This window comes from Lysobacter antibioticus HS124 (assembly GCF_000336385.2).
Taxonomy (GTDB): Bacteria; Pseudomonadota; Gammaproteobacteria; order Xanthomonadales; family Xanthomonadaceae; genus Lysobacter; species Lysobacter firmicutimachus.
Genome location: NZ_HG424589.1, coordinates 1 through 9353, shown reverse-complemented (window position 1 = coordinate 9353; position 9353 = coordinate 1). Strand labels below are relative to the sequence as shown.

The window sequence follows — 9353 nt, the reverse complement described above, 5'->3', positions numbered from 1 at the left end:
GATCGCCTCGGCCAGCATCGCCCCGGTCACCGGCTTGCGCAGGAAGCGGTCGAAGCCCGCCGCGCTGGCCTGCGGTTCGGCGTCGGCGTCGGCGCGCGCGGTCACCGCGATCATCGGCCGGGTGCAGCCCTGCGCGCGCAGCTGCCGGGCCAGGTCGAGGCCGTTGATGCCGGGCAGGTCGAGGTCGAGCAGCAGCAGGTCGAACTGGGCGGTGGCCACCTCGGCCAGCGCGGCCAGGCCGTTGGCGACGTGGGTGACGCGATGGCCCTGCGCGCGCAGCAATCCGGCGATGACTTCGGCCACGGTCGGGTCGTCTTCGACCAGCAGCACCGCGCGCGGGCCGCTGCGCGCCGGCGCTCGCGCGGGCTCGGCGCCACCGCGCCCGCCCGGCGGCGGTTCCGCGGCCGGCAAAGGCAGTTCGAACACGAAGCGCGCGCCCTGCCCCGGTTCGCTGTGCACCGCGATGTGCCCGTCCATCGCCACCGCCAGTTCCTGGCAGATCGCCAGGCCCAGGCCGCTGCCGCCGTAGCGCGCTGCGGTGCGCGCGCCTTCGGCCTGTTCGAAACGGCGGAACAGGCGCGCCTTCTGCTCTTCGTTGAGGCCGGGGCCGGTGTCGGACACTTCGAAGCGCACGCCTTGCGGCGCCAGCGCATCGACCCGCAATTCGACCCGGCCGGCTTCGGTGAACTTGATCGCGTTGCCGAGCAGGTTGAGCAGGATCTGGCACACGCGGCTCTGGTCGCCGCGCAGGCCGGCCGGCGCCGAGGCCGCGACGTCGACCCGGAACTCCAGGCCGCGCTGGCGCGCCAGCGGCTGCATCAGCCCGCTGACCTGGTCGACCAGGGCGCGCAGATCGAAGGGTTCGTCGGCCAGTTCCAACCGCCCGGATTCGATCCGGGCCAGGTCCAGCGCGTCGTTGACCAGCCGCAGCAGATGCTGGCCGGCACGGCGGATCGATTCCGTGTAGCCGCGCTGCCTGTCGTCGAGCGGCGTATCGAGCAGCAGTTCGCTCATCCCCAGCACGCCGGTCATCGGCGTGCGCACCTCGTGGCCGAGCGTGGCCAGGAACCGGGTCTTGGCCTCGGAGGCCTGCTCGGCCAACTCGCGCTTGTGCACCGCCAGTTGCCAGGCGTTGCGCCGGCCGAGCCGGCGCCGATAGGCGACCGCGCCGATCGCCAGCGCCGCGACCGCGGCCAGGGCGAAGCCGAGTTGGGCCCACACCGTCCGCCACCACGGCGGCTTGACGTGCAGGGTGAAAGCGGCCGCATCCGACCAGATGCCGTCGGCGCCGGCGGCCTTGACCCGCAGCCGGTACTCGCCGGGTTCCAGGCGCGAGAACACGCGCTCGCCGTTGGCGCGCTGTTCGATCCAGTCCGGGTCGTAGCCTTCCAGCTTGAAGCGGTAGACATGGGCGCGCGGGTCGAGGAACGACAGCAGGCGCGCGACCACGCGGAAGTCGCGGTCGCCGGACTCCAACTGCACCGGGCCGTAGCCGGTTTCCAGGATCTGTTCGTCCTCGCCGCGGCGCACGCTGAGGCTTTCCAGCGACAGCCGCGGCGGGCGGGTACTGGGAAACGGCATGTCCAGATCGAACAAGACCGGCCCGTCCACCGACAGGGCCGCCGCGATGCCGTGGCCGCTGCGCTGTGGCGCGGTACGCGCCAGTTCGACGTTGGGAATGCCGTCGCCGAAACCGAACAGGCGCAGGCGCGCGTCCTGCGGGGAAATCATCAGCAGGCCGCGCGTGGTCGCGGCCCAGACCGTGCCGCGCTCGCTGACGATCAGGCCGGCGACGTTGGTGTCGGGGAAGCCGGCGGTGTTGTCGATGCGCTGCTGCAAGGTCAGCCGCTCGCCGTTCCAGCGGTAGGACTCGATCACGCCGTTGCGCGCCAGCCACAGGCGCTGGCGGCCGGCGAAGGCCATCGCCTGCACGTCGCCGAACCCGCCGCCGGGCACCGGCACGAAGCGCGCGCCGTCCCAGCGCTGCAGGCCGTCGTTGCCGGCGAACCAGGGCTGGCCGTCGGGCCCGGCGACGAAGGTCGCGGCGCTGGTCAGGAAACCGGCGTTGGCCAGCACCCGCTCGATCTCGCCGCTGGGCAAACGTTCGCCGTCGGCGCTGTAGCGACGCATGCTGTCGTCGGAAAACCACATCCACAGGCTGCCGTCGGGCAACTCGTGCAGGAACCACACTGTCGCGCCGAGGTCGCTCTTGCCCTGCGGCCAGGGCTGGGCACGGCCGCTGGCCGGGTCGAACAGGCTCAGGCCGCTGGAATGGCCGATCCACAGTCGCCCGTCCGGACGCAGGTACAAGGTGTGCAACCACTTCAGGCCGAGCTTGCGGTTGTCGGCGACCGGCTCCAATGCGCGCGCATCGCGGCGCAGCCGGTACAGGTCGGTGGCCGACAGCACCCAGAAGCCGCCGTCGCCGTCCGGGGCGAGGTCGCGCACGTCGAGGCGGTCGAGCGGGCTGCTGCCGACCGCGGCGATGGAAGCGAAACGGTTCCAGTCCGGCGGCAGGTACACCAGTCCCTGCGAATAGGTCACGAACCACAGCCCGCCTTCGCCGTCGCGCAGCATCTGCATCACGCCGCTGCGATGGTCCCAGACGCCATCGCCCGCCTCGTCCTGCAACAGCCGCACTTCGCCGTTGCGGTCGATCCGGTACAGGCCGGCGGTGGTGCCGATCCAACGTCCGCCGGAGCGGTCGCCGACCACGATGGCGTTGGCCGCCTCCTCGCCCAGGGCCCACGGCGCAGGGCTCAGGCGGTCGTCGGCGCCGAGCCGGAACAGGCCGCGCTGGGTGCCGATCCAGATCGTGCCGTCGCCGTCGCGCGACAGTTCGCCGATGCGTTCGCCGGCGGTGGCGTCCTCGCCGACCGGTCGAAACCGTTCGTCCTCGAACCGCGCCAGACCGTGCAGGGTGCCGACCAGCAAGCGCCCGCGTTCGTCGACCAGCAAGGCGGTGACCGGCCCGGCGGGCAAGCGCTCGCCGGCGCCGACGCCGGGTTGGTAGCGGGTCACCTTGCCGTCGGCGGCGAGCCGGCACATTTCGCCGGCGTAGGTCGCGGCCCAGATCGCGCCGTCCGGGGTGCCGGTCAGGTACGACACGTCGTCGCTGCAACGCGCGTTGTCGCCTTCGAAGGCGATGCGCACGAATTCCTTGCGGTCGCGGCCGAGCCAGCTCAGGCCGTCGCGGCTGGCGACCCAGACCCGGTCGCGGGCATCGACATAGACATCCTCGATCATGTTGTCGGGCAGCGAGCCCGACAGGCCGATGGTGTGGCGCCAGCGGGCGAACTCGACGCCGTCGTAGCGCGCCAGGCCGTCCTCGGTGGCGATCCACAGATAGCCCTGGTGATCCAGGTCCATGCTGACCACCGACTTGGGCAGGCCCTGCTCTTGGCCGAAGCGGCGGAAGCGCGGGGTTTCCGGCAGGCGCGCCTCGACCTGCACCGTCCACAGCGCCAGCAGCAGACACAACAGGCCTCGCAACACGGACATCCCTCCTTGTCGCCGCGGACGTGACGCAACCACGCCCCGGCGGCGCGCCGTCGGCCCAGGGTACGCCGCGAGGCGGCGCCGGTCGCGCCCCTGCGCGCCCTCGCCGATCATGCCTCACCCGCCACGGCGGCGAGCGCCTCGGCCAACAGGGCACCGGTTACCGGCTTACGCAGGAAGCGGTCGAACCCGGCCGCAAGCGCCTGCGGCTCGGCCTCGGCGTCGGCGCGCGCGGTCACTGCGATCAAGGGTGCGGCGAAACCCTGCAGGCGCAATTGCCGGGCCAGCTCGAGGCCGTTGATGCCGGGCAAGTCCAGATCCAGCAACGCCAGGTCGAAGCGCGCGGTCGCAGCCTCGGCCAGCGCCGCCAGACCGTTGGCGACGTGGGCCACGCGATGGCCCTGGGCGCGCAGCAATCCGGCCACGACTTCGGCCACGGTCGGGTCGTCTTCGGCCAACAGCACCGATCGCGCCGGCGGCGGCGCGGCCCGCGGGTCGGCCGCCGGCACATCCGCCGCAGGCGGCTCGGCGACCGGCAGCGGCAGTTCGAACACGAAGCGAGCGCCCTGGCCGGGCTCGCTGTACACCGTGATCTGGCCCTCCATCGCCGCCGCCAGTTCCTGGCAGATCGCCAGGCCCAGGCCGCTGCCGCCGTAGCGCGCCGCGGTGCGCACGCCCTCGGCCTGCTCGAAGCGGCGGAACAGGCGCGCCTTCTGCTCGGCATTCAGTCCCGGCCCGGTATCGGCGACTTCGAAGCGCACCCCGTGCGGCCGCAGCGCTTCCACGCTCAACCGCACATGCCCGACTTCGGTGAATTTGATCGCATTGCCGAGCAGGTTGAGCAGGACCTGACACACGCGGCTGGCGTCGCCGCGCAGGCCGCACGGCGCGTCGGCGGCGATCGCGATCTCGAAGCCAAGGCCACGCTGCCGCGCCAAAGGCCGCATCAAGCCCGCGGCTTGCTCGACCAGGGCGCGCAGGTCGAAAGGCTCGTCGGCCAGTTCCAGCCGGCCCGATTCGATCCGCGCCAGGTCCAAGGCGTCGTTGACCAGGCGCAGCAGATGCTCGCCGGCGCGCCGGATCGATTCCGTGTAGCTGCGCTGTCTGTCGTCGAGCGGCGTGTCGAGCAGCAGCTCGCTCATGCCCAGCACGCCGGTCATCGGCGTGCGCACTTCGTGGCCGAGCGTGGCCAGGAAGCGGGTCTTGGCCAGCGAGGCCTGCTTGGCCACCTCGCGTTCGTGTTCGGCGCGTTGCCACGACAAGCGGCGCTGCAGGCGGCGCTGATAGGCGCCCGCCGCCCACCACCCCAGCAGCATCAGCACGCAGGCCAGCGCCGCCAGCGCCGGCGGCGTGCGCCACCACGGCGGCAGCACCTTGAATGCCAGGCTGCGCTCGGCCGAAGCGTTGCCGTTGGCGTCGATGGCGCGCGCATGCAGCACATAGCTGCCCGGCCCCAGACCGGCGAACACGCGCTCGCCGCTGTCGCCGAGCGCGACCCAGTCGTTGTCGTAGCCGTCCAGGCGGGTGTAGTAGCGGTTCGCCTGCGGGTCGTCGAACGACAGCAGGCGCAGTTGCACGCGCAGCTCGCGATCGTCCGGCGACAACGTGGGCACCGCGCGGTACTGCGCCGGGCGCGCGGGGCCGGCCTCGTCCGGCCCGCCTTGCAGCGGCATCGGCATCCAGCGGCCGTGCCGGCGCACCGCGAACTGGTGCCACTGCAGGTTGGAACGACGCGGCGGCGGATCGGGCAAGGCGGTGTCGACCAGCACCACGCTGCCGTCCGACAGCGACGCGGCGAGCACGCCCTCGTCGCTGAGCGCGGCGGTGCGGCGGACGAATTCCTGGTTGCTCATGCCGTCCTGCACGCCGAACCGGCGCAGGTGGCGGCGTTGCGGGTCCCAGCGGAACAGGCCGCGCGCGGTGGTCAGCCACAGCCGGCCGCCGCGGTCGCGGAACAGGCCGGTGCTTTCGGCCGCGGGGATGCCGACCTCGACCCCGGCGCGTTGCTGCAGCCGCCAGCGCGCGCCGTCGCGGCGATAGCGCTCCAGGCCGTTCAAGCGGTGCAGCCACAGGCTGTCGGCGGATTCGAACACGAAGCCGAACACGCGATCGGCCGGGATGCCCGGCACCGGGTTCATACGGTTGCGCGCCGCGTCGTAGCGCAGCAGTCCTTGGCCTGTCGCGGCCCACAGCACGCCGTCCGGGGCGAAGCGCAGGCCATCGATGTCGCCGCTGCCGATGCCCTGGCCGGGGCCGACCGCGATCGATGCCAGTACCTTGCCGCTGTCCGGATCGCGGCGCTGCAGGCCGGCCGCGAGGTACGAGATCCACAAGCTGCCGTCGGGCGCGATCAGCATCCGGTCCGGTTTGCCGTCGAGCACCGCCTCGGGCATGTCGACGGTCCACTCGCGCGCCGTGCCGTCGGGCTGGATACGCACCACGCTGTTGCGGCTGGTGGCCACCCACAATCGGCCGCGCCGGTCCTCGACCGCGGCATAGACCACGCCTTTGCCCAGCGCCGGATGCGGGCCGTCGACGAACGCTTCGATGCGGCCGTCGCGAGACAGGCGCTCGATCTCGCCGCGCGAACCGACCAACCACCAGCCGCCCTGCGCCGACGGCGCCAAAGCCGAATACAGTTCGGCCGACAGATCGTCGCGTTCGCGCGAGTACTGGGCGATGCGGCGCCAGTCCGCGCGCAGATAGCCGATGCCGGTGCCCGCCAGCGGAAACCAGAACGCCCCGTCGCCCTGGCCGACGATCTGCTGCACCGGCCGCGGCGGCCGCTTCGGCCCCAGCGCCACCGGCACCGGCACCGCGCCGGGCGCAGCGCGCCAGATGCTGCGCTGGGTGCCGAGCCAGTAGTGGCCGTCGCGATCCGGCGCCAGGCTCAGCACCGCGTTGAGTTGGCCGAACATCGGCGCGAACTCGGGCACGGTCCAGCGCCCGTCGGCCTCGCGCCGGTACAGGCCGGTGCGGGTGCCGACCCACAAGCGCTCGCCGTCGGCGACGATCGAATACACCCACGGCACCGGGTCCTCGCCGGGCAGGACTACGGTCTCGAAATCGCGCCCGGTCCAGCGCGCCAGCCCCTTGAAGGTGCCGATCCACAGCTCGCCGCGCGCATCGCGGGTCAGCGCCAGCACGGTGTCCGACGGCAGGCTGCGCGCGTCGCCGGGGCGCGGCATGAAACGCTCGATGCGTTCGCCGCGCATGCGGTGCAGCCCGCCGCCGTAGGTGCCGAACCAGACCTCGCCGTCGCGGCTGGCGACGGCGAAGGTGTCGTCGCTGCCGATCTGCGGATGCTGTTTGCGGCGGTAGTGGACGAAACCGTCGCGCTGCGGGCCCATCATGCTCAGGCCGCGGCCTTCGGCGGCGACCCAGATCCGGTCGCGGTCGTCGACGACCACGATCGCCAGGTCGTTGCCGGGCAAGGAGCGCTCGTCGCCGGGAATGTGCCGCCAGACCTGCATGCCGATGCCGTCGTAGCGCGCCAGTCCGTCGGTGGTCGCCAGCCACAGGTAGCCGGCGCGGTCGAAGGCCATGCCGTTGACCTTGCTCGACGGCAGCCCGTCGGCGACCCCGATCAGGCGCGCACGCGGCGCCTCGGGCACCGCCGCGGCGGCACCGCGCGGCGCCGCGGCCGTGGACAGGACCAGGGCCGCGCACAGGCATAGCAAGGATCGCAGCATTCGGTTCCCTCCCCCGGTGGAACGCGGCGTCCCAACCTCGGTCCATCGGTGTGTCCTCGCCCATTAGGCTCGGCGATAGCGGCGGCAGCGGCAAGGGGGCCGCGGCCGGGGCGGTGCCGATGGGGGCGCCGAAACGGATCGTTGCGCGCGTTTAGCGTCGGCTTCGCAACACTGTGCCTAGAATTCCCCGAACCTTGCCGGAGCTGTCATGTCTCTCATTCGCCATTGCGTCGCCGTCGCGCTGATCCTGCCGTCGCTGGCGGCGGTCGCGCCCGCGCGGGCGGCCGGCCCGGAGAGTTACGGTCTGGACCCGGTCCACACCCGGGTGATGTTCGCCCTGTCCCATGCCGGCTTTTCGCAGGCCATCGGCACCGTGTCCGGCAGCCGCGGCCGGCTCTGGTTCGATCGCGACGACTGGCGCAGCGCCCGGCTCGAGGTCGAGGTGCCGCTGACCCGGCTCGACCTCGGCGATGCGAAATGGAACCGGGCGGCGTTGGCCGCCAACCTCCTCGACGGCAAGCGCCATCCGCTGGCCCGTTTCGTCTCCGAGCGGGTCGAACCCGATCCGGCCGACCCCGACCGGGCCCAGGTCTGCGGCCGCCTCAGCCTACGCGGCGCTACCCGGCCGCTGTGCCTGGACGTGCGCCTCAATGCGCTCAAGCGCCACCCCCTGCCGCCGTTCCGTCGCACCGCCGGGTTTTCGGCGACGGCACGGCTGAGCCGCGCCGACTACGGCATCGACGCCTGGAAGTCGGCGATCGGCGACGAGGTCGAGCTGCGCATCGAGGCCGAAGCGGTGCGCGGCGCCTATCTCGAACCCTCCGCGGCCGACGCGGTCGAACGTCCGCCCGAGGGGCCGCCGTCCGACCCGCCGGCCGACCCCGTTCCCTCCCCCGACCCCAGCGCCGCCACGGCCGAACCGGAGCCACGCCGATGACCCTCAAGAACACCGCCGACCGCTGGGGCGCGATCAGCCAGCTGCTGCATTGGGCGGTCGTGCTGTTGATCGCAGCGATCGCGATCATCGGCCTGACCATGGTCGACATGAACAACGGCCCGTCCAAGATCAAGATCTACGCCTTGCACAAATCGCTCGGCCTGACCTTGCTGAGCCTGGTCGCGCTGCGCCTGCTGTGGCGCTTCTACGCCGGCGCCCCGCGCCCGGTCGCGGGCACGCCGCACTGGCAGGAACGCATCGCCTCGCTGACCCATTGGGCGCTGTACGCGCTGATGTTCGCCCTGCCGGTCTCGGGTTGGGTGTTCAACTCGTCTTCGGGTTATCCGCTGCAGTACTTCGGCCTGTTCAACCTGCCCAAGATCGCTCAGCGCAGCGAAGAGCTGGCCCAGCTTAGCCGCACCCTGCACGAGTACGGCTTCTGGCTGCTGCTGGCGCTGGTGCTGGCGCACGCCGGCGCGGCCTTCTACCACCACCTGTTCCAGAACGACGACACCTTGCGGCGCATGCTGCCCGGCCGCCGCCGCACTCCCAACGCCCCTTCCCCCGCTTCCCTTCCGGAGACCCCCGATGCGAATTGAGTCCCTCGCCCTCGCCGGCCTGCTGTTCGCCGCCGCCACGCCCGCGCTCGCCGCCGATTACGTCTCGCAGCCGGGCTCGACCCTGGTGTTCGCGACCAAGTACCAGGGCGAAACCTTCGCCGGCAGCTTCCCCGGCTTCACTGCGCGGCTGAGCTTCGACCCGGCCCAGCTGGCCGCGTCCAAGCTCGACGTGCTGATTCCGCTGGCCGGCGCCAACTCCAAGAACGCCGAGCGCGACGACACCCTCAAGGGCGCGGACTTCTTCAACATCGCCAAGTTCCCGCAGGCGCGCTTCACCGCGACCAAGTTCCGCAGCCTGGGCGGCAACAACTACGCCGCCGACGGCAGCCTGAGCCTGCGCGGCGCGACCAAGCCGGTGACCCTGAATTTCACTTGGACCCCGGGCGCCAAGCCGGTGCTGACCGGCAAGGCCACGGTCAAGCGCCTGGACTTCAACGTCGGCGGTGGCGACTGGGCCGACACCTCGATCATCCCCAACGAAGTCGCGGTCAGCACCAAGGTGACGTTCGCGGCGGCGAAGTAAGCCCAGCTGGCACGCCGCCGGCACCGGCAGCCGTTGCCGTAATGAGCTTGGCGCCGCATCGATCTCGCAAGAACGCCATGACG

General features: G+C 71.9%; 5 protein-coding genes. 3 read left to right on the top strand and 2 right to left on the bottom strand.

Annotated features, from left to right (window positions below; genetic code table 11):
• Both TX83_RS20595 and TX83_RS20590 read right to left on the bottom strand, forming a co-directional pair.
• Window positions 1–3501, bottom strand: a 3501-nt coding sequence (locus tag TX83_RS20595; RefSeq protein WP_222423802.1) for a sensor histidine kinase, incomplete at its 3' end; no start/stop codon positions are given.
• A 107-nt stretch (window positions 3502–3608) separates the two neighbouring features.
• A complete protein-coding gene (locus tag TX83_RS20590; protein ID WP_064749858.1) occupies window positions 3609–7190 on the bottom strand; it encodes a hybrid sensor histidine kinase/response regulator in 3582 nt (1193 codons plus the stop codon).
• A 208-nt stretch (window positions 7191–7398) separates the two neighbouring features.
• Here TX83_RS20590 and TX83_RS20585 point away from each other — a divergent pair, with 208 nt between their 5' ends.
• Genes TX83_RS20585 through TX83_RS20575 form a run of 3 tightly spaced genes read left to right on the top strand, consistent with a single transcriptional unit; the run spans window position 7399 to window position 9270 of the window.
• A complete protein-coding gene (locus tag TX83_RS20585; RefSeq protein ID WP_064749857.1) occupies window positions 7399–8127 on the top strand; it encodes a YceI family protein in 729 nt (242 codons plus the stop codon).
• A complete protein-coding gene (locus tag TX83_RS20580; protein WP_064749856.1) occupies window positions 8124–8726 on the top strand; it encodes a cytochrome b in 603 nt (200 codons plus the stop codon). Before TX83_RS20585 ends, TX83_RS20580 begins: the two co-directional genes overlap by 4 nt.
• Window positions 8716–9270 carry a YceI family protein gene (locus TX83_RS20575; RefSeq protein WP_064749855.1) on the top strand — a complete coding sequence of 185 codons (555 nt, stop codon included), beginning with the start codon at window positions 8716–8718 and terminating at the stop codon, window positions 9268–9270. Before TX83_RS20580 ends, TX83_RS20575 begins: the two co-directional genes overlap by 11 nt.
• The last annotated feature ends 83 nt before the right edge of the window (window positions 9271–9353 follow it).

What these genes read in the sequence shown, in the direction of transcription:
- TX83_RS20590 (WP_064749858.1), bottom strand. Translation starts at nt 7,190, where the DNA reads ATGCTGCGATCCTTGCTATGCCTGTGCGCGGCCCTGGTCCTGTCCACG.
- TX83_RS20585 (WP_064749857.1), top strand. Translation starts at nt 7,399, where the DNA reads ATGTCTCTCATTCGCCATTGCGTCGCCGTCGCGCTGATCCTGCCGTCG.
- TX83_RS20580 (WP_064749856.1), top strand. Translation starts at nt 8,124, where the DNA reads ATGACCCTCAAGAACACCGCCGACCGCTGGGGCGCGATCAGCCAGCTG.
- TX83_RS20575 (WP_064749855.1), top strand. Translation starts at nt 8,716, where the DNA reads ATGCGAATTGAGTCCCTCGCCCTCGCCGGCCTGCTGTTCGCCGCCGCC.